Origin of the sequence: Streptomyces sp. NPDC005393, from assembly GCF_040606675.1 — a bacterium.
In the GTDB taxonomy this organism is placed as follows: Bacteria; Actinomycetota; Actinomycetes; order Streptomycetales; family Streptomycetaceae; genus Streptomyces.
Genome location: NZ_JBEXFG010000002.1, coordinates 397,441 through 416,338 on the forward strand (window position 1 = coordinate 397,441; position 18,898 = coordinate 416,338).

The following is an 18,898-nucleotide window of genomic DNA, read 5'->3' on the forward strand; positions in this document are numbered from 1 at the left end:
CAAACCGGTCAGCCGCGCCAACTGCTCATTGCCGCGCGGGGGCGCGACCGCGAGAATTGTCAGGAGCTCCCCGCCCCCGGCCCGCCTGTGGTCCCGTTGGGGCCGTGTCGTGGCGTGCGCCCGTGCCCGACCCGTCGCCGGACCGTGGGCGCGCAGACGAAGGAGGACCGTGACCTTCGGCTTCGCTCCGCCGCCGTCCGCCGATCCCGCTTCCCGGCTGGGCCGGATGCTCGAACCCGCCGAGTGGGCGGCGGCGGGCATCCCGCTGCTGCGCAATCCACGCGAGGTCGTCACCGGGCTGCACAGCCGCCATCTGCCAAGGCCCGCCACGGCCGTCGTCGCGGTCCTCGGCCCGGAGGAACGGCTCACGGCGAGCGCGTCGTTCCCCCGGCGCGGCGCCGCCGCCGCGGACGGCTGGGAATTCCGCAACGCGCTCCTGGCGCAGCTGCGCCGGGTCATCCCGCACGATCTGCGGCGCCGCACCCCGGTCCGCACCGCTGTGCTGCTCTACTGCCGTGAGGGCGAGAGCAGGTGGACGGAGGAGGACGGCGCCTGGATGTGGGGCCTGCGCGACGCCTGCACCCTGCACGGCCTGCGCTGCGGCGCGTACATCACCCTGACCCGCGACGGGTGGCAGGTCCTCGGCGAGGGGCGGGGCGGCCGCCGGCCGCACTCCGCTTCACTCCGTACCGCGCTGGACGTCGCCGCCACGGGCGACGGCGACGCGCAGGCGCTGCCGCCGCCCCGTGCCGGAGCGCACGAGGCGCTGAGCCACTCCGCAGCCGTTTGACCTGCCGCACGACCACCGGCCGTCCGGGCGCCGGACACCTCCGTCACCTGGGACAGGGGCTGCCGGACACCGGGCGTACGGGGTCGTGCGGAATCAGACGCCCGCGGCCATGAGGGTGTTGATGCGCTGCGGATCGCCGCAAACGATCAGCAGCGCCCCGGCACGGCTCATCGCCTTGGGCAGCACACGGGCGACGGCGTCGTCCGCTCCGCCGTTGACGGCGACGACCACGACCGGTCGGCTCTTGGCACGGTCTGCGTCCGCGGCGGCGTAGAAGACGTCGTCACCGGCGTCGTGCTGCGCCCAGTAGGACGCCTCGCCGAAGGACAACTCGTGTACCGCCCACGGGTGCTGGTCCCCAGTGGTCAGCACCAGGACCTCACCGGGCGCTCGACCGGAGTCCAGCAGCAGGTCGACCGCCTCGTCCGCCGCGTCCAGGGCGCCGTCCACCGAGGCGGGGATCAGCTGGATCTGGGGGGCGGCCGTCGCGGCGGCACATGGGGTGGCCTTGGCAGCCGAAGCCGCCGGAGCGGTCGGCACGGGCTTCGTCGCATCGCTCGCGGTGCGCTGCGACGGAGCCGACGAGGTCCCGGCGGAGCCGCGGTGGGGACCGGGGCTTCCGGGCCGCCGCGGGGCGGGCCGGGGGCCGGGACCAGGGACAGGACGAGGGGTCGGCGCGGTGCGGCCTGCGGCCGGTGTCGCGCGAGGACCCGGGACACTCTCGTGAATCTGAGGCTCCTCGGGGATGAGAGGCATGGGCTGATGTCTATCAAACGCCGGTGCGAGTCGCATCGGCGGGTGGCGGTCTTGACCGCTTGGTCTGCTCAGAAGTCGAAGCCGAGTTGGCCTTCGCCCTCCAGCTCGACCGGTTCAGGTGTGCTGCGGACCCGCTTGAGGTGCCGCCACCGGGGCAGCCCGTCCAGGTAGGCCCAGGACAGCCGGTGGTGGGGGGTGGGCCCCAGCTCCTGCAGTGCGGCTTGGTGCACGGGGGACGGATATCCGGCGTTGTCAGCGAAGCAGAAGTCCGCATGCGCGGCTCCCAGTTCGACCATCATCGCGTCCCGCCGGACCTTGGCGAGCACAGAGGCGGCGGCGACGGAGACACAGGACTGATCGCCCTTGATCACCGTACGGACCGTCCAGGGAGCGCCGAGGTAGTCGTGCTTGCCGTCCAGGATCACCGCGTCCGGACGGACCGGAAGTCCGTCGAGCGCGCGCGTCGCGGCGAGCCGGAGGGCGGCCGTCATCCCCAGGTCGTCGATCTCCTCGGGTGAGGAGTGACCCAGGGCGTGCGCGGTGACCCATGTCTCCAACTCTTGTGCGAGCGCCGTGCGCTTCTTGGGGCTGAGCAGCTTGGAGTCGGTGAGCCCGGTCGGCGGACGACGCAGACCGGTGACCGCCGCGCAGACCGTCACCGGACCGGCCCAGGCCCCACGCCCGACCTCGTCGACACCGACGACGATCCTGGCTCCTGTGGTGGCGCGGAGCGAGCGCTCGACACTGTGGGTGGGCGGTTCATAGGCCATGGCGAGGACAACATTACGCCGCTGCTCCAGGCGTTCGGAACCCGGATCTACGGCCACGGCCTCCAGCCGGCGGTGCCGGCCGTTTCCCGGACCGGTCCGGCGGCCGATCCGCTCAACCCGACGCGACGGACAGCCGGTTCGGACGGAGCGGCGAACCGGCCGCCGCACAGTGAGCGGCACGGCCGGCGGTCAGCCGACCGATGCCGGGAGCCACCCCGGAAGCGCCTCGGTGCGGTCCTGCCACTCGCGGGGCGGCGCACCCGTGACCCCGGCCGCGACCACTCCCCCGGCGATGGCACAGGTGGTGTCCACGTCCCCGCCCGCCTGGGCGGTCCGCCAGAACGCCTCCTCGAAGGAGCCCAGGTGCCGGGCCGCCGCCCACAGCGCGAACGGCACGGTGTCATGGGCGCTGGTGCGACGGCCGCAGCCGAGCACCGCGGCAACGGTGCCCGCGTTCGCGTAGTCGAGCATGTCCCGGGCGCGGCGCAGCCCCGCCTGGACGGCGCTGCGCGGCACGGCCTCGACCACCCGGTCCAGCAGGTCCTCCGGCCCGCTGTGGCCCTCGGGGTCGGCCACCAGCGCCGCCGCGGCGGCCACCGCCATCGCCCCCGCCACGGCCTCCCGGTGCTGATGCGTGGTGTACGCCGAGATCTCGGCCTGGTGGGTCGCCTGCTCGACATCGCCCGCGTACCAGGCGCCCAGCGGGGCGATCCGCATCGCGGCGCCATTGCCCCACGATCCCTGCCCCTTGAACAGGCCGGCGGCCAGGTCGCGCCAGTCGCCGCCCTCCCGGATCAGCCGGAGCATCCGGTTCACGGCGGGGCCGTAGCCCCGGTCGAAGTCATGGTGCTCGGCGAAGGACCGGGCGAGATCGTCCTGGTCGATCCTGCCGTGTGCGACCAGGACGGCCAGCACGGAGCAGGCCATCTCGGTGTCGTCGGTCCACTGCCAGGGGGCGGGCGGCAGTTCGCGGCGCTTGAGGAACGGATAGTTGGCGGGAACGAAGAACTGGGAGCCGAGGGCATCACCCACGGCCAGTCCGCGCAGGCTCCCGAGGGCCCGGTGGAAACGGTCAGCGGTCATCGCTGCGCACTCTAACCGGTGAGGCCGTAGGGCTCGGGGGTGCACCAGCGCTCGAAGGGCCGGTCGAGGTGGTAGCGACCGTCGGAGCCGAGCAGCAGGGCCCGTGTCTCGCCGTTGCCGGGGTTCGACAGCGACTCGAATTCCGCGACGCTCCAGTGCAGCCAGCGCATACAGAACAGCCTCATGGTCAGCCCATGGGTGACCAGCAGGACGTTCGGCGGGTGGGCGGGGTCCTCGAAGCTGCGCCACAGGCTCTCCAGGAACGCGTCCACCCGGTCGTAGACATCGGCGCCGGATTCGCCCTGCGCGAAGCGGTAGAAGAAGTGCCCGTAGGCGTCACGGTATGCCTTCTGCTTCCGCACATCGTCGCGGTCCTGCCAGTTTCCCCAGTCCTGCTCGCGCAGCCGCGGCTCCTCCCTGACCCGGGTGCGGGACGGGTCCAGGCCGAGCAACCTCAGGGTCTGGTGGGTGCGGCGGTACGGCGACACATACACCGATATGCGCTCGTCGGCGAAGGTGGCGCGCAGTCGCTTGCCCGCCTCCAGCGCCTGCCGCCGCCCGGTATCGGTCAGCCTCAGGGCATGGTCGGGCACTCGTTCGTACACCGTGTCATCGACATTCCCCTCCGATTCTCCGTGCCGTATGAGAACGATGCGCCGAGGTCGTGCCATGCCGCCACCCTAGATCGAGCGTGCGCCACGTGCCTCGCTCCCGTCCTCGGCCATCGGCCGACCGCCGCGTATCTCGCACACCCGGCCGGTGAACCTGCTGCGCAGCCGCCGGTCGTGCGAGACCACCACCAGGGCGCCGGCCCACTGGGCCAGTGCCTCCTCCAGTTGCTCCACAAGGCCGAGGGCGAGGTGGTTGGCCGGCTCGTCGAGCAGCAGTAGATCCGCGGGGCGCGCCAGCAGCCGGGCGAGGGCCAGCCGACGGCGCTGCCCCGCGGAGAGCGATCCCACCGGGACGTGGAGGTCGCTCGGCCGGAACAGGCCGTACGACAGGAGGAGGGCGGTGTGCTCCTCCGGTGTCCCCGGCAGTCCACGCCCGAAGGCCGGCAGCAGCCGCTCCTTCGGCCGGGCGACCGGTATCTCCTGGGCGAGATAGCCGATCCGGCCGCGGCGCACCACATTGCCCGCGTCCGGCTTCTCGACCCCGGCCATGACCCTCAGCAGGGTGGACTTGCCCGCGCCATTGGCGCCCTGGACGAGCAGTCTCTCGCCCGCCGCGACGGTGAGCCCGTCCACCGCCAGCCGGTCGCCCACCCGGACCCCGTGGAGCCCGACGAGAACGCCCCCCGTGGTGCCCGCCGCGGGCCGCGCCGCGAACCGCAGCGGCTCCGGCGGGCGGGGCACCGGATCCTCCCGGAGTCTGCGCAGCCGCTCCTGGGCGTTGCGCACCCTGCTGGACACCGAGGACTGCACACGGCCCTTGTTCCGGTCGTAGGCCACCTTGTTGCCGTCCTTCATGCCGCGGCCTGGGGCGACCCGCCGTGCGACGGTCGTGGCGGCCTCGGCCAGCGCGGCTGTCTCCGCACACCACTGCTCGTACGTCTGCTCCCACCGGCGGCGGGCGGCGGTCTGCTCGGCGACGAATCCGCCGTAGCCCCCGCCGTACCGCACCAGGGTGCGCCGATCGGCGTCCACCTCGACGATCGAGGTCGCCACCCGCTCCAGGAACACCCGGTCGTGAGAGACCGCGAGGACGGTGCCCGGATGCGCCCGCAAAGCGTCCTCGAGCCAGGTGAGCGCCGCGCCGTCGAGGTGGTTCGTCGGCTCGTCGAGCAGCATCACCTCGGGCGCCGCGGCGATCAGACAGGCCAGCACGAGCCGGGCCTGCTCACCGCCGGACAGGCTGCCGAGCCGCCGGTCGTGCCCGAGGCGGCCCAGCCCCAGACCGTGCAGGGCCTTGTCCACCCGGGCGTCCGCCTCATAGCCGCCGCGCGTCTCGAAGGCGGTGAGCAGATCGCCGTATGCGGCGAGCGCGTCGGGGGCGCAGCCGCCGAGCTCCGCCTCCAGCTCGCGCAGCCTGCGCTCCATGGCACCCACCTCGGCCAGGGCCGCGCCGATGGCGTCGCGGACCGTGTGGTCCCGGGGCAGCTCGGGTGTCTGGCCGAGATGCCCCAAGCCCCCGTCGGCCACGGCCACGACGGAGCCGTCATCCGGCGGCTCGGCCCCGGCCAACAGCCGTAACAGCGTGGATTTGCCCGCACCGTTCTCCCCCACGATGCCCACCCGCTCACCGGGCCGTACCGAGAAGGACACGTCGTCGAGCAGCAGCCGGTCGCCCCGGGACAGCGTCACGCCGCGCAGTGAGATCTGAGTGGGCAAGGGTGAACCTCCGAGCACGGGCGGACCGGATCACGGGCGGCCACTTCCGGACCGACCTACAAACACAACCACAGTTGCATTACCCTCGCCATGACACGGGAAACCCGCTAACACAACTGGAGTTGCAATTGTTTGCAGAGAGCGCCACCCAGACGCCGGGCACCGTCCGTCCCGGCGGGCGCACCGCGCGCACCCGCGCCGCCGTCCGCGACGCCGTGCTCACCGGCCTCGCGGAGCACGGCTACCCGGGCCTGACGGTCGAGTACGTCGCCGAGCACTCCGGTGTCCACAAGACGACGGTCTACCGGCGCTGGGGCAGCGTCGAGGGGCTGGTGGCGGACGCGCTCGAGCTCGCGGGCGAGGACACCTGGACGCCCCCCGACACCGGCAGTCTCGACGGCGATCTGCGCGGCCTCGCCCGCGAGGTCATCGAGACCTTCCGCGACGCCTCGGCCGCCGCCGCGCCGACGGCCTTCATCGCGGCGGCGTTCCAGTCGGAGCGCGCGGCGGAGGCGCTGCGCGGCTTCTACGCGGAGCGGTTCGCCCGCTGCGAATCCGTCGTCCGGCGAGCCGTCGACCGCGGCGAGGCCCCGCCCGGCACCGACGCCGCGGCGGTCGTACGGGCCGTCTCCGCCCCGCTGTTCTTCCGGGCGCTCATCACCCGTGAGCCCCTCGACGCGCCGCTCGCCGACCAGTCGGCGGCAGCCGTCGCCGCCGCCGTACGGGCCGGGGCGTATCTCCCGGCCCACTGATGATCGGGCCCGCGGCCGGGGCAGCGGCGGACCTGGACGCCCTCATACCGTCCAGGCGGGCTCGACACCCACGACATCACCCGCGATCGCGGCCACATCCGCCTCTATCTGGGCGCGCAGACCAAGCCGTTCCACCCGCTCCACGCGGTACTTCCCGTGCTCGGCCGCCGAATCCCACATGGACAGCACGAGGAACTCGTTCCCCGGCGCCTCGCCGAACACCCCGCGCAGCATCCCGGGTGACCCGGCCATCGCCGGATTCCACACCTTCTCCTGCACCAGCGTGAAGTGGTCCACCCGGTCCGCGTGCACCCGGCAGTGCGCGACCCGCACCACGTCGACGTCCGTGAACCGCGGCTCGAAGCCGACCTTCACATCGAAGCGGTGCTCGAACAGCCGGACCTGCATGTCCCTGTACGTGCCCGACTGGGCGGCCGCCAGCCGGTCGTGCGACCGCGCCATGAAGGAGTCGTAGAACACCCGGCTCTCCCAGAACGCGAAGATATGCGCCACGTCCGGACGCCCCCGGCTCCAGCCACCGCCCTGCCCCCGGAATCCCGGTTCGCCGGGCAACCCCGCCCACTTCCGCTGCCCCCGCTCGAAACCCGGGCGGTCCACCACGGTGCAGCGAATCCACTTGACCAGCACCGCGCTATCCTACGGCCCCACGGTGGCCCGCATCACATACCGGAGGGTCCGCCTCACCTCACCGTCCCGGCGCGTACCCGGTCACCGTCGCCGACGACGTCCCGTACCGGGACCCGGCACCCTGCAGGCCGACGGCAGTTACTGCTGCGCCCCGGGCAGGGGCGCGTACCAGGAACTGCCGTACAGCACAGCGCTCAGCCCGGTCAGCAAGCGCTGCACATCCGGCTCCGACCGGACCACCAGCCGCGTGAACTGACTGCTGCTGCCCAGCTTGTTGCCGCACTCGCGCACCAGTACCCCGTGTTCGGACAGGAGGCGGTCCCGCACCTCCGCGCCGTTCGCGCCCTCCGGCAGCTTGGCGAACACGAAGTTGCCCTGGGAGGGAAAGACGGTCATGCCGGGCAGGCAGGACAGCTGCGAGGTCATCACCTGCCGGTCGCGGGCGAGCATCCTCAGGCTCATCTCGTAGTCATGCTGATAGTCCTTGAGCATGAAAACGATGATTTCGGCGAAGGAGTTGAGATTCCACTTCGGCAGCCTGGAGCGGACCTTGCGGGCGAGCGCCGGATTCGCGACCAGGTAGCCGAAGCGCACACCGTGCAGGCCGAAGTTCTTGCCGAGGCTGCGCAGGACGATGACATTGGGCCGCACCACGGCCTCGTCCACGACGCTCGGCCACGGACCGGATTCGGGGTCCGCGAACTCCAGGAAGGACTCGTCGATGACGACCAGGTCGAGGTCGGACAGGGCATTCATGATCGATAACACGGTGTCATAGGAGAGGAGGCCGCCGTCGGGATTGTTGGGGTTGCAGATGACGGCCGTGCGTGAGCCCCGCTGCCGTACGAAGGACACGAAGGCCGCGGGATCGAGGGCGAAGCCCTCCGCCTCCGGAAGCCGGAACATGTCCACTCGCTTGCCGGTCTCCTCCGGCTGGTCGGTCCACCGGCCGAAGGTGGGTATCGGCACGGCCAGACTGTCCTTCACCAGCAAGTGGTCGATCCAGGTGATGAGTTCCGTCGAACCGTTGCCCATCGCCATGGTCTGCGGCTGGAGGTCGAGCAGACCCGCCAGTTCGGCTGTGATCGTGTCGGCCGGGCTCGGATAGTAGGTCAGGATGTCCCGCAGCCTCGCCGACAGCTCATCGAACATGACGGGGGTGGGGAAATAGGGGTTGCAGGGGATGCAGAAGTCCACGATGTCCTGCCCGCCGCCCGAGACCCCCGCCCGGTTCAGCATGAAGTACGACGGACTGTGGTTGGTGCCCCGGAAGAGCTGTGCGGCACTACCTGTGGTGCCGATTGCGGCGACGGTCACGGCAAGACCTCCTCGGTCACATGGGCCGTGCCGGCACGCGCTGCGGCCGGCCTCGTGCCGAGGGTGTCGCATGCTCCCCCGGCTATTGGCCGGTTGAGGAGTTTCATGAGTCGTGTGAGAACTCGAGTGACAGGGGTTGCATGGTCCGCTACAGTCCTGCCACCCCACGCGCCGGCCCAGTACGCGGCCATGCTCGTCCTGCGCGTATCCGACGTCGACGACGCCACCGCCCGCCTCGCCATCCACAGAGCGACCATCGTCGCCGACCCTCAGGACCGCCCGGAGTGGGGCCCCTCGCTGCGCACGGCCCACCTGCGGACGCCGGACGGCACCCTGGTGGAACTCCAGTCCTAGTGACGGCAGTACTACTGACACGGTTCCACGCACCGAAACCGGACACCGGACGCCACCGACAAAGGCGGGGTGCGGACCCGAAGGCCCGCACCCCGCCTCAGACATCACCCCTCGGGGCGGACGATCAGCTGCAGCCGCTGGTCGAGCCGCAGCCCTCGCACAGGTAGCAGCTGCCCGCGCGGCGCATCTTCGTGCCGCAGGAGAAGCACAGCGGGGCGTCGGCGTTCAGCCCCAGCTGGATCTCGACCAGCTCGGTCGAGCTGTGCGCCTCCTTCGGCGCCGGGGACGCGGCCTGCGGCTGGGACGTGGTGTTCTTCGGGACGTCCACACGACGCGGCGCCGACTGGGCCAGGCCCTCGACGTCCACCTCGTCCTCGGCGGGCTCGTACGAACCCGTCTCCAGGTGGCGCTGGCGCTCCTCGGCGGAGTGGATGCCGAGCGCCGAGCGGGTCTCGAAGGGCAGGAAGTCCAGCGCCAGCCGGCGGAAGATGTAGTCGACGATCGACTGCGCCATCCGCACGTCCGGGTCGTCCGTCATGCCGGCCGGCTCGAAGCGCATGTTGGTGAACTTCGAGACGTAGGTCTCCAGCGGCACGCCGTACTGCAGTCCGACCGAGACCGCGATCGAGAAGGCGTCCATCATGCCCGCGAGGGTCGAACCCTGCTTGGACATCTTCAGGAAGACCTCGCCCAGACCGTCGTCCGGGTAGGAGTTGGCGGTCATGTAGCCCTCGGCGCCGCCCACCGTGAAGGAGGTGGTGATGCCGGGACGGCCCTTGGGGAGGCGCTTGCGGACCGGGCGGTACTCGACGACCTTCTCGACCTCCGGCTCGGCCTGCTCCGCCGCCTTCTCCTCCTTCTTCTTGGCGGAGAGCGGCTGACCGACCTTGCAGTTGTCGCGGTAGATCGCCAGCGCCTTGAGGCCGAGCTTCCAGCCCTCGAAGAAGATCCCCTCGATCTCCTCGACGGTGGCCGACTCCGGCATGTTGACCGTCTTGGAGATCGCGCCGGACAGGAACGGCTGGGCGGCGGCCATCATCCGCACATGGCCCATCGGCGAGATGGAGCGCTCGCCCATCGCGCAGTCGAAGACCTCGTAGTGTTCGGGCTTCAGCCCCGGCGCGTCGATCACATTGCCGTGCTCGGCGATATAGGCGACGATCGCCTCGACCTGCTCCGGCTGGTAGCCGAGCCGCTTGAGCGCCTTGGGGACCGTGTTGTTCACGATCTGCATGGAGCCGCCGCCGACCAGCTTCTTGAACTTGACCAGGGCCAGGTCCGGCTCGACGCCCGTGGTGTCACAGTCCATCATCAGGCCGATGGTGCCGGTCGGCGCGAGCACCGACGCCTGGGCGTTGCGGAAGCCGCTCTTGTCGCCGAGGCGCAGCACGTCCTGCCATGCCTCCGTGGCCGCGGCCCAGACCGGGGTGTCCAGGTCGTCCATGCGCTTGGCGATGGCGTTGGCGTCCGAGTGCTGCTTCATGACGCGCTTGTGGGCGTCCGCATTACGGGCGTAGCCCTCGTACGGGCCGACGACGGCCGCGAGCTCCGCGGAGCGCTTGTACGACGTGCCGGTCATCAGGGAGGTGATCGCTCCGGCCAGGGCCCGGCCGCCGTCGCTGTCGTAGGCGTGGCCGGTGGCCATCAGCAGGGCGCCGAGGTTGGCGTAGCCGATGCCCAGCTGGCGGAAGGCGCGGGTCGTCTCGCCGATCTTCTCGGTCGGGAAGTCCGCGAAGCAGATGGAGATGTCCATCGCGGTGATGACCAGCTCGACGACCTTGGCGAAGCGCTCGGCGTCGAAGCGCTGGGTGCCCGCTCCGTCGTCGTGCAGGAACTTCATGAGGTTGAGCGAGGCCAGGTTGCACGAGGAGTTGTCCAGGTGCATGTACTCGCTGCACGGGTTGGAGGCGGTGATCCGGCCCGTCTCCGGCGAGGTGTGCCAGTGGTTGATGGTGTCGTCGTACTGGATGCCCGGGTCGGCACAGGCCCAGGCCGCCTCGGCCATCTTGCGGAAGAGGGACTTGGCGTCGACCTCTTCGATGGCCTCAGCGGTCAGCCGGCTGCGCAGACCGAACGCCGAGCCCGACTCCACGGCCTGCATGAACGTGTCGTTCACCCGGACGGAGTTGTTGGCGTTCTGGTACTGGACGGACGTGATGTCGTCGCCGCCCAGGTCCATGTCGAAGCCCGCGTCACGCAGGGCGCGGATCTTCTCCTCCTCCTTGACCTTGGTCTCGATGAAGGCTTCGACGTCCGGGTGGTCGACGTCGAGAACGACCATCTTGGCGGCCCGGCGGGTCGCGCCGCCCGACTTGATCGTTCCAGCCGAGGCATCGGCGCCGCGCATGAAGGAGACAGGACCGGAGGCATTGCCGCCTGAGGAGAGGAGCTCCTTGGAGGAGCGGATGCGGGAGAGGTTCAGGCCGGCGCCGGAGCCGCCCTTGAAGATCATCCCCTCTTCCTTGTACCAGTCCAGGATCGACTCCATGGAGTCGTCCACAGAGAGGATGAAGCAGGCGCTGACCTGCTGCGGCTGCTTGGTACCGACGTTGAACCACACCGGCGAGTTGAAGCTGAAGATCTGGTGCAGCAGCGCGTAGGTGAGCTCGTGGTCGAAGATCTCGGCGTCCGCGGGCGAGGCGAAGTAGCCGTGCTCCTCACCGGCCTTGCGGTAGGTGCGCACCACACGGTCGATGAGCTGCTTCAGGCTCGCCTCGCGGTCCGGGGAGCCCATCGCGCCACGGAAGTACTTGCTCGTGACGATGTTGACCGCGTTCACCGACCAGAAATCGGGGAACTCAACGCCGCGCTGCTCGAAGTTGACCGAACCGTCGCGCCAGTTGGTCATGACGACGTCACGACGCTCCCAGACCACCTCGTCGTACGGATGCACCCCAGGGGTGGTGTGGACGCGCTCGATACGCAGACCCTTGTTCGGCTTGCTTCCCTTGGAGCGGGAGCCTCGTGCGGGGCCGCTCGTCGTCTCTGTCATTCCGCCTCCCTGTACGGGCGAAAACGCCCTGATGTGCCCAGTTCTTCCCAAGGCACGGTGTCTGTCGTTCACCCGGCCGCGCGATGCGCCCCGGGCGGGTGTCTGGGCCGCCGGTCAGTCGGCGGCGATGGCCGGCGCGGGGGCCTCCGCGGCCCCGTCGGCGCCGGACCCGCGGTCGTGCGCGGAAGGCCGTTGCCGATCACGCAGCTCCGCGACCGCGGCCTCGAAGTCCTCCAGCGAGTCGAAGGCGCGGTAGACCGAGGCGAAGCGGAGATAGGCGACGAGGTCGAGCTCCTGGAGCGGGCCGAGTATGGCGAGCCCCACGTCATGGGTGGACAGCTCGGCGCTGCCGGTGGCCCGGACCGCCTCCTCCACCTGCTGGCCGAGCTTGGCGAGAGCGTCTTCGGTCACCGGCCGGCCCTGGCATGCCTTGCGCACCCCGGAGATGACCTTGTCGCGACTGAAGGGCTCGGTGACCCCGCTCCGCTTGATCACCATCAGTGACGCGGTCTCCACGGTCGTGAAGCGACGCGAACAGTCGGGGCACTGGCGGCGCCTGCGGATCGAGCAGCCGTCATCCGTGGTCCGGCTGTCGACGACACGGCTGTCGGGGTGCCTGCAGAAGGGGCAGTGCATGGCTCCGTACCCTCCCTCACCCTCAAGAACGGCGCATGACTGACAAGCCTCGACCCGGCCGCGAGGCCCCGGTGAAGCGGCCACAAGCATAGGCGAAAACCGTGGCACCAAATGACCAGAGACCACAACCTGTAGGTGGCTCGCATCCATCTAACCACTAGATCTGGTGTCTGGCACTCAACCGTACCGGGGGGCGTGTCACGGCTCGGGAGCAGGCACGAGCGTACGCGAACCCCACCGGTCCCGGATTCGAGGGGGTGGGGATGCAAGACTGGACCCCCACCCGACGGTGGCCGTAGAAACCGGCCCATACACCCAACCCTGTGATCACGTCAGCTCATCTACGAAATTTCACTCGAACGTGTGTTTGGCGCAACCTTTCGAAAGCAACTACCGTTGTCCAACTAGGGAGAACATCTCGAGAGGGGCCGTCGTGACCACCACCGCAGAGAGCGCCACCGTTACCGCCCAGGAGCGCTCCCAGAGCCGACTCGAACAGACGCACGCGATGAACCAGACCCACGCGATGAATGACGCCGACACGAACCCGGAGGGGCAGAAGCCCACGCGCTCACTACCCGGCCGACCTCCAGGAATCCGGGCGGACAGCTCAGGACTGACCGACCGGCAGCGCCGCGTCATCGAGGTCATTCGCGACTCTGTGCAGCGGCGTGGTTACCCGCCGTCCATGCGGGAGATCGGCCAGGCGGTGGGCCTCTCCAGCACCTCGTCCGTCGCCCACCAGCTGATGGCTCTGGAGCGGAAGGGCTTCCTGCGGCGCGACCCCCACCGGCCCCGGGCGTATGAGGTCCGCGGCTCCGACCAGCCCAGCGCCCAGCCGACGGACACCACCGGCAAGCCCGCCGCCTCCTACGTTCCGCTGGTCGGCCGGATCGCGGCCGGCGGCCCGATCCTCGCCGAGGAGTCGGTCGAGGATGTCTTCCCGCTCCCCCGGCAGCTGGTCGGCGACGGTGAGCTCTTCGTTCTGAAGGTGGTCGGCGACTCCATGATCGAGGCGGCCATCTGCGACGGCGACTGGGTCACCGTCCGCCGCCAGCCCGTCGCCGAGAACGGTGACATCGTCGCCGCGATGCTCGACGGAGAGGCCACGGTGAAGCGCTTCAAGCGCGAGGACGGCCATGTGTGGCTGCTCCCGCACAACGCCGCGTACCAGCCGATCCCCGGCGATGAGGCGACCATTCTGGGCAAGGTGGTGGCGGTGCTGCGGCGCGTCTGAGCGCGACGGATCGAGGTGCGCCCTAGCGTACCCAACGACCGGGCCCCGGGACCACTGCGCCGGTTCCGGGGCCCTGCTGTGCGCGCCGACGCCCCCGCTACGCCCCGTCGGCCTTGGCGGCGGCGTCGATGGCGGCCAGGGAGCGGCGCACCTGGTTGCGGTCGGTCGTGTACCAGAAGTCCGGCATGGACTTCCGCAGGAATGAGCCGTAGCGCGCCCGCTCGACGCGCGGGTCCAGAACGGCGACGATGCCGCGGTCACCCGAGGCCCGGACGAGCCGGCCCGCGCCCTGCGCCATGAGCAGGGCGGCATGCGTCGCGGCGACGGCCATGAAGCCATTGCCCCCGGCCTCCTCCACAGCCTTCTGGCGGGCGCTCATCAGCGGGTCGTCGGGGCGCGGGAAAGGCACCCGGTCCATGACCACCAACTGACAGCTCGGGCCCGGCACATCGACGCCCTGCCAGAGCGAGAGCGTCCCGAACAGACACGTCCGGGCGTCGGCCGCGAAGGCGCGGATCAGCTCGCCGAGGGTCTCCTCGCCCTGGAGCAGGATGGGCACGTCCAGGCGCCCACGCAGCGCCTCGGCAGCCGCCTGGGCGCCACGCATGGACGAGAACAGCCCGAGCGTACGGCCCCCCGCGGCCTCGACCAGCTCAGCGAGTTCATCGAGCATGTCGCTGCGGCTGCCCTCACGGCCGGGCTGGGCGAGATGCTTGGCGACGTAGAGAATCCCCTGCTTCGAGTAGTCGAAGGGCGAGCCGACGTCGAGGCCCTGCCAGCGCGGCGCGGTGTCCTCGCCACCCTCGGGGTCCTGGGGGCTCTCGGGGGCGAGGCCGAGTGATGCCGCCACACCGTTGAAATCCCCGCCGAGCTTGAGAGTGGCGGAGGTGAGGATGACCGAGCGATCCTCGAACAGCTTCTCGCGCAGCAGCCCCGACACGGAGAGCGGAGCGACGCGCAGCGAGGCGCCGAAGCGGTCGTGGCGCTCGTACCAGACCACGTCGTACTCGGAGCCCTCGACGATCCGCTCGGCCACTTGGTGGATGTTCTCCACGGAGCCGAGGGCCTGCTTACGGACCGCGTCCTCGTCCTGGACCGAGGCGTCACGGGTGGAGCCGAGCGCCGAGATGACCGTACGGGCCGCGTCGCGCAGCGCCATCAGGGCGTAGCCGAGGTCCTCGGGGATCTCCTCGAGGCGGCCGGGCAGGGCGAGCTCCATGAGCCGCTCGAAGCTCTCCGCGGCGGTCTGCAGGGCGTCCGCCGCCTTCTCGTTGACCAGCTTCGCGGCCCGGCGCACGGCCCGGTTGACCTGGCCCGGGGTGAGCTCGCCGCTGGCGACACCGGTGACGCGGGAGACCAGCTCATGGGCCTCGTCGACGATCAACACCTCGTGGCTGGGCAGCACGGGGGCGCCCTCGATGGCGTCGATGGCGAGCAGCGCGTGGTTGGTGACGACGACCTCGGCGAGCTTGGCCCGCTCGCGCGCGGCCTCGGCGAAGCACTCCGCACCGTAGGCGCACTTGGACGCGCCGAGGCACTCCCGGGAGGTGACGGAGACCTGGGACCAGGCCCGGTCGGAGACGCCGGGGGTCAGATCGTCCCGGTCGCCCGTCTCGGTCTCATCGGCCCAGTCACGCATCCGCAGCAGATCCTTGCCGAGCCTGCTGGTGGGCGCGGCGGCCTCGACGGGGTCGAACAGTCCGGATTCGTCGGCGTCCTCCTGCGGTACGCCCTCGCGGAGCCGGTGCAGGCACAGGTAGTTGGAGCGGCCCTTGAGCATGGCGAACTCGGGGCGGCGGCGCAGCAGCGGATGCAGCGCGTCCACAGTGCGGGGTAGATCGCGCTCGACGAGCTGCCGCTGCAGGGCGAGGGTCGCCGTGGCGACGACGACGCGCTCGCCCTGGGCGAGGGCGGGCACCAGATAGCCCAGGGACTTTCCCGTGCCGGTGCCGGCCTGGACCAGCAGATGGGAGGTGTCGTCGATCGCCTCGGCTACGGCTTCGGCCATGGCGGTCTGGCCCTGGCGCTCGGTGCCGCCGACGGCGGTGACGGCGGCGCGCAGCAGGTCGGCGAGTGGAGGCGAGGACGATTCAGTCATAGGGCTGCCAGCCTACGGGGCGGCACCGACATCACTCTCCTCGGCTGGTGGGTGACGGACAGCTTCGGCCACGCGCGGAACTCCTGGGCCAGGAACCCGGACCGGGCGAGCGGTGTATGAAAAGTAGCGCTGCGCATCCGGGCCGGCGCATCACCAGGGGAGTCACTCATGGTCACGGAGCATCACAGAAGGTGGCGCAGGGCGCGATCGCGCAGCATCAGCGCCGCGCGTTTACCGGGAAGTTCGACCTCCGCGGAGAAGCGGAAGCCCGCGCCGAGGAAGGCCGCGACGGAGGGGATGTTGCGCAGATCGGGTTCGGCCACGACACGGTGGCAGGACGGACGGTGTGCCAAGACAAGGTCGGCGGCCGCGCGGAGCAGGGTCGAGCCCAGACCCCGGCCACGATCGCTGACCCGGCCGATGAGCAGATGGATACCGGTGTCGTGCGGGCGGGCCGGGTAGTACCGGGCGACCGGGTCGAGATCGGCGCGGTACACCTCCCAGTAGCTCATCGGGACGCCGTCCAGGACGCCCAGGCAGGGCACGCTCCGGCCGTCGCCGTCGAGCTGGCCGCCCAGGTGGCTCGCGGTGGCCTCGTCGGGGCCGTCGAGCTCCCAGAAAGCCGCGACGGCCGGGTCGTTCATCCATCGGGCGATGAGCCGCAGATCGCGCCCCATGCGGACCGGGACGAGCTGGAAAGCGCCCGCCGTGGTGCTGGTGGGGCCCCATTCGGCGATGTGGTCGAGCAGATCCGGCCAGTCGCCGGTCCCTGGGCCGGGGAAGTGCTTGTCGGTGAGTCGTGCGGCGTCTTCTTCCTGGCGCAGCCGCAGGTCGATGGTGTCGTCGGTGCTGGAGCTCGTACTGGAGTCGGTGTGCTGCACGGCGACGCTCTCCTCTCATGGGTCTCAGGCATGTCGTGAGGAGCGTGATGGTCAAGTGCGTGAGGTGAGGGGCGTGATCGTGGTGGCGTGATCGCGGGGACACGGAGTCATGCCGTGGGGGTGCCAGGAGTGGTGACGGAGGCGACACAGGTGGCGAGGGGGTTGGTGATGGTGACGTAGACGGACTGGGTGTCCACCGGTCCCACGAGTTCGTCCAGGCCGTGCAGCCGCGTGAGCAGATTGGCCTTGCAGCGCAGGGTGGGCGAGTCCAGGAGCCGGGCGGGGAGCGGTGAGCGGGTCCTGCCGGGGCCGGACGCGGCATCGGTGAGAAAGCGGCGGAACGCGGCCAGCAGCACACGCTCGTCGACGAGCCGCTGAGACCCGAACGCACCGATCAACCCGAGGACGTTGTTGATACCCAGGTAGTAGGCGAACCGTTCGTCGGTGACCTCGTCGGGCACAAAGGTGTCGCTGCGGCCGCCGATGCCGGGCAGCCGGCGCTGGAGCTCGGCGTGCCGGGACGCGCGGAAGTAGTAGCCCTGGTTGTCCCGGTAGCGGCCGCCGATCGGCCAGCCGTCCGGGTCCAGCAGCACCAGGGTGTTCTGCTGGTGCGCCTCGAGCGCGATCCCGGCCTCTCCGTCCAGCCACAGCACGGGGCGTACGACCGTGTGCAGATAGCGCAGGAACCACTCGGCGCCGACGGTCGCCGGGGAGCGGCCGGCGCGGGCGGCGAGCCGGGCGACGAGATGGGCGAGGCGCGAGCGCATCACCGGCTGCCCCGGCCAGGGGCGGAGCGAGATGAGTCCGGCGACGCACACGGCGTCGTCGCCCGGACCGAACGGGTTGTGCCGGATGACGACGTCGAGTCCCGTCAGGGGTTCGCCGTCCGGTCCGTCGACGGCGAGCCAGGCCGGGTCCCGGACGATGTCGAAGCCCGGGAATCCGGGGAAGGCCGCCCGCCACTGCTCGGCCAGGCCACTGCGGAGCAGCCGGTGCACCTCGACGCCGCGGCGGAGCTCCTTACGGAGGTTCTCACGAAGGGAGTTGGTGATCCGTACACCGAGGGAGAGTTTGAGCATCGCGGGCGCGCCGGGCCGGTAGACGGTGCGCACGGAGGAGGTGGGGTGCCAGTGCCCGCCGGACGGTCCCAGATCGTGCAGCAGACCCGCGTCGAAGAGCCCGGCGACGGCCGGCCGGTGCCGGATCTCGCGGGCCTGCCAGGGGTGCAGCGGCAAGGGCACGGAGCCGGAGGGCAGTTGGAGGCCGCTGCCCGCGAGCGAGAGGGCGAGCCGCTCGGCGGGCACGGTCCGGCCGCGCTCGGTCCAGGCCGACTCGCAGGCCAGTAGGGACCGGTCGACGGCGATCCAGTGCAGAGGAAAGGAGCCGCGCGATTCCGGTGAGAGGACGGATGCTTCGGTGTCGGAGAGGCCCTCACGGCTCTTCGGCGTGGGATGAAGGGGGTGGCCGAGGACTAGGGACTGTTCCGCGCTGAGAAACGGGGTGCCCGCGCCCGGGTCGGCGGGGGCGGCTCGTCGGTGGGCGAGGAAGAGGGCGGTGCGTCGTACGGAGTCCGCGACCCGGCCGACGAGTTCGGTGGCGTCCGGGTCGGGGTCGTCCTGCCGCGCGCTGTACGCCGCCTCGCGGATGAGCAGGGCCGCGAGGGTGACCGCGCCGACAGTGGGGGCGTCATGGGGGCCGTGCTCCAGCACCGGGGGGCCGAAGCGGTGCCAGCCGGTGGGCGACCAGTAGTGCACGGGGACGAGCAGGACGGTTCCGCTCGCGGCGAGGGGGATGCGCAGGGTGTCCCCGCCGGGGCGCGCGATGTCGCTCTCCCGGACCCAGCAGCGCAGCAGGTTCTCGACGGCCGCCGCGTCGGCCGCGGTCTGCGGATCGGGGTCGTCGAGCGGGTCGGGGCCATCCGCCGGTGTGCGGTCGTCGGGGGTTCCGCGCCGGGCGCGGTCCTGCCGGGGCACGGCCGCCATGACGACGGGTGGCTCCGGTGAGGACGACTCGGCCGCTCCCGCCTCGACCATGAGTGGCACCACTTCGGGCGGCACCACCGCCGGCGGCGCCGCTGGGGGTGGACCGGCTGGGGGCGGTACGGCAGCCCGCTCCCCCGCGAGCCTCATGACCGTGGACGGCACCACCACCGTCGGCACCACCGCGGGTGGCTCTGCCGGCTCCGCCGCGGGCGGCGCCGCGGGGGGTGGCTGGAGGAGGCTCGGTGGGGGGCCGGGACGGCGGTCGGGGGCGTCGC

General features: G+C 71.0%; 15 protein-coding genes and 1 pseudogene. 4 read left to right on the forward strand and 12 right to left on the reverse strand.

Annotation, left to right across the window (positions count from 1 at the left end; all coding sequences use genetic code 11):
* Positions 1-226 precede the first annotated feature (226 nt).
* Positions 227-790, forward strand: coding sequence for a hypothetical protein (locus ABZS71_RS04190; RefSeq protein ID WP_355846210.1), 564 nt, complete (start codon positions 227-229; stop codon positions 788-790).
* Between the two features lie 93 nt (positions 791-883).
* Here the strand turns inward: ABZS71_RS04190 and ABZS71_RS04195 are convergent, their stop codons facing one another.
* The 5 genes from ABZS71_RS04195 to abc-f all read right to left on the reverse strand — a co-directional run bounded on the left by ABZS71_RS04195 (position 884) and on the right by abc-f (position 5,726).
* Positions 884-1,546, reverse strand: coding sequence for a hypothetical protein (locus ABZS71_RS04195; RefSeq protein ID WP_355846069.1), 663 nt, complete (start codon positions 1,544-1,546; stop codon positions 884-886).
* Positions 1,547-1,614: 68 nt separating this feature from the next.
* A complete protein-coding gene (locus ABZS71_RS04200; RefSeq protein ID WP_355846072.1) occupies positions 1,615-2,316 on the reverse strand; it encodes a ribonuclease HII in 702 nt (233 codons plus the stop codon).
* 189 nt (positions 2,317-2,505) lie between these two features.
* Complete coding sequence (locus tag ABZS71_RS04205) at positions 2,506-3,399, reverse strand: ADP-ribosylglycohydrolase family protein (protein ID WP_355846074.1); 894 nt, start codon at positions 3,397-3,399, stop codon at positions 2,506-2,508.
* Positions 3,400-3,410: 11 nt separating this feature from the next.
* Positions 3,411-4,070 (reverse strand): histidine phosphatase family protein, encoded by a 660-nt coding sequence (locus ABZS71_RS04210; RefSeq protein ID WP_356207471.1) that lies wholly within the window; start codon positions 4,068-4,070, stop codon positions 3,411-3,413.
* Between the two features lie 9 nt (positions 4,071-4,079).
* Positions 4,080-5,726: a ribosomal protection-like ABC-F family protein gene (abc-f, locus tag ABZS71_RS04215; RefSeq protein WP_356207473.1), complete on the reverse strand. Its 1,647-nt coding sequence runs from the start codon at positions 5,724-5,726 to the stop codon at positions 4,080-4,082.
* 128 nt (positions 5,727-5,854) lie between these two features.
* Here abc-f and ABZS71_RS04220 point away from each other — a divergent pair, with 128 nt between their 5' ends.
* Positions 5,855-6,478: a TetR/AcrR family transcriptional regulator gene (locus ABZS71_RS04220; RefSeq protein ID WP_355846080.1), complete on the forward strand. Its 624-nt coding sequence runs from the start codon at positions 5,855-5,857 to the stop codon at positions 6,476-6,478.
* A gap of 42 nt (positions 6,479-6,520) precedes the next feature.
* Here the strand turns inward: ABZS71_RS04220 and ABZS71_RS04225 are convergent, their stop codons facing one another.
* Positions 6,521-7,126 (reverse strand): YdbC family protein, encoded by a 606-nt coding sequence (locus ABZS71_RS04225; RefSeq protein ID WP_355846083.1) that lies wholly within the window; start codon positions 7,124-7,126, stop codon positions 6,521-6,523.
* A 171-nt stretch (positions 7,127-7,297) separates the two neighbouring features.
* A pseudogene (locus ABZS71_RS04230) lies at positions 7,298-8,365 on the reverse strand (histidinol-phosphate transaminase); the annotation flags it as partial.
* 183 nt (positions 8,366-8,548) lie between these two features.
* Here ABZS71_RS04230 and ABZS71_RS04235 point away from each other — a divergent pair.
* On the forward strand, positions 8,549-8,797 hold the full coding sequence (locus tag ABZS71_RS04235) for a VOC family protein (RefSeq protein WP_356207476.1): 249 nt from the start codon (positions 8,549-8,551) through the stop codon (positions 8,795-8,797).
* Between the two features lie 124 nt (positions 8,798-8,921).
* Here the strand turns inward: ABZS71_RS04235 and ABZS71_RS04240 are convergent, their stop codons facing one another.
* Both ABZS71_RS04240 and nrdR read right to left on the reverse strand, forming a co-directional pair.
* Positions 8,922-11,789 carry a vitamin B12-dependent ribonucleotide reductase gene (locus tag ABZS71_RS04240; protein ID WP_356207478.1) on the reverse strand — a complete coding sequence of 956 codons (2,868 nt, stop codon included), beginning with the start codon at positions 11,787-11,789 and terminating at the stop codon, positions 8,922-8,924.
* A 114-nt stretch (positions 11,790-11,903) separates the two neighbouring features.
* Positions 11,904-12,425: a transcriptional regulator NrdR gene (nrdR, locus tag ABZS71_RS04245; RefSeq protein ID WP_355846092.1), complete on the reverse strand. Its 522-nt coding sequence runs from the start codon at positions 12,423-12,425 to the stop codon at positions 11,904-11,906.
* A gap of 433 nt (positions 12,426-12,858) precedes the next feature.
* On the opposite strand from nrdR, the gene lexA reads away from it, so the two are divergent.
* Positions 12,859-13,662: a transcriptional repressor LexA gene (lexA, locus tag ABZS71_RS04250; RefSeq protein ID WP_355846095.1), complete on the forward strand. Its 804-nt coding sequence runs from the start codon at positions 12,859-12,861 to the stop codon at positions 13,660-13,662.
* Between the two features lie 97 nt (positions 13,663-13,759).
* On the opposite strand, the gene ABZS71_RS04255 is transcribed toward lexA, so the two are convergent.
* From ABZS71_RS04255 to ABZS71_RS04265, 3 genes are all read right to left on the reverse strand, one after another.
* Positions 13,760-15,760 (reverse strand): ATP-dependent DNA helicase, encoded by a 2,001-nt coding sequence (locus ABZS71_RS04255; RefSeq protein ID WP_356207481.1) that lies wholly within the window; start codon positions 15,758-15,760, stop codon positions 13,760-13,762.
* A gap of 182 nt (positions 15,761-15,942) precedes the next feature.
* Entirely contained in the window at positions 15,943-16,641 is a 699-nt protein-coding gene (locus ABZS71_RS04260) for a GNAT family N-acetyltransferase (RefSeq protein ID WP_356207484.1), read from the reverse strand.
* Positions 16,642-16,748: 107 nt separating this feature from the next.
* A complete protein-coding gene (locus ABZS71_RS04265; RefSeq protein ID WP_356207487.1) occupies positions 16,749-18,674 on the reverse strand; it encodes an IucA/IucC family protein in 1,926 nt (641 codons plus the stop codon).
* Positions 18,675-18,898 lie beyond the last annotated feature (224 nt).